This is a genomic window from Veillonella dispar (genome assembly GCF_937975875.1).
Lineage (GTDB): Bacteria > Bacillota > Negativicutes > Veillonellales > Veillonellaceae > Veillonella > Veillonella dispar_B.
The window spans coordinates 1-1,203 of the sequence record NZ_CALJSP010000192.1 but is presented as its reverse complement, the minus strand read 5'-3'; the positions used below and the strand labels follow the sequence as shown (position 1 = coordinate 1,203).

General features: G+C 41.3%; 2 protein-coding genes. Both read right to left on the bottom strand.

What is annotated here, in order from left to right; translation table 11 throughout:
- Positions 1-224, bottom strand: a 224-nt coding sequence (locus Q7P05_RS09565) for a propanediol/glycerol family dehydratase large subunit (protein WP_303931879.1), incomplete at its 3' end; no start/stop codon positions are given.
- Between the two features lie 21 nt (positions 225-245).
- On the bottom strand, positions 246-947 hold the full coding sequence (gene pduB, locus Q7P05_RS09560) for a propanediol utilization microcompartment protein PduB (protein WP_038124004.1): 702 nt from the start codon (positions 945-947) through the stop codon (positions 246-248).
- Positions 948-1,203 lie beyond the last annotated feature (256 nt).

Sequence of the window (1,203 nt, the reverse complement as noted above, 5' to 3'; positions counted from 1 at the left end):
CCATCGAGAACGATACCGTAATTTGCAATAAATGTATCGATAAGATCAAAATCTTCGCGACGTTTACCATCGAGTTCAACGATGCGACCACCTTCGATTTTGAGGCTAGGCTTTGGATCTTGAGGAGATTCCATGGCTATAAAACCTTCCTCTACCCATTCCTTTACATAACCATCCTGATTGACAGGACGTTGACTTAAGACTTCGAAACGTTTTGATTTCATAGGGCATACCATCCTTTCAGATTAGATATAGGAAGGGGCTCCGTTCACTGGTTCGTCACCCATCGTACCAAGCAATTGTTTACCTACTTCACGAGCAGAGATAACTGCTTGTCGTACAGCCCCAGAATCGCCAGAAATCTGTAAAATAACTTCGTTAGAATTACTTGTACCTGCAGAAGGTGATGCATAACCAATTACATCAACGTTCGCAGATTTAACAGCTACATCGGCCATAACTACGCCAATCGCTGCAGGAGCGCCTACGATAAGGCCAAAGGCTTTACCTTCAGGAGCACCAAATGCTGCATTTACCGCATGACTAGCGCGTGCTGTATATTGAAGTTCAATATGTCCAGCATCGTTTGCGTATACATCGCCAAAGGTGCGTTCCACTTCAGCCAATGCTACTTCAATAGCGCGTTTTACATCGGATACATCATCGCCACCAAAGATAATTAATGAGCCATGGCCTGCGCCACCTTTAGTATCACGAGGTAATTCAATGCTAACGATTTCTGTATTTGTTGCTTTTACTGCTTCGTCAGCTGCCATAATGTGTGGGCCTGCACCAGTACGAGCGCCTAAAATACCGATTGAACGATATTTTTTCTTTAATTTCATCGCATCTAATACTTGTTGATCTACGTTAGCAATTACGAGACCTATAGTATCACCAGTTTTGCTAGTCCCTACAAATTCAGTTAATCCACATGTTGTCGCCATAATACCCTCCATACGTATAATGAAAGTATCTTTGTACAGGAAACTATGCTACGTTATACCATTTTATATTTTTTAACATTTCTTTAACCATTCATATGTATACAACACTATATCCTGTACACCATATATTGCTATAGAGCATGCCTTGCTATTCAGTCACAACCCATTGGACTCAATCCTTTCCAAATATAAGTAATATAAGGCTTTTATGCCAGCCTTGTGGTAGATTGCATTGTAGTTGGCAGCGTTGACTTCT

Bases quoted from the DNA above. Each gene is read 5' to 3' on its own strand.
- pduB (WP_038124004.1), bottom strand. From the start codon at position 947: ATGGCGACAACATGTGGATTAACTGAATTTGTAGGGACTAGCAAAACT.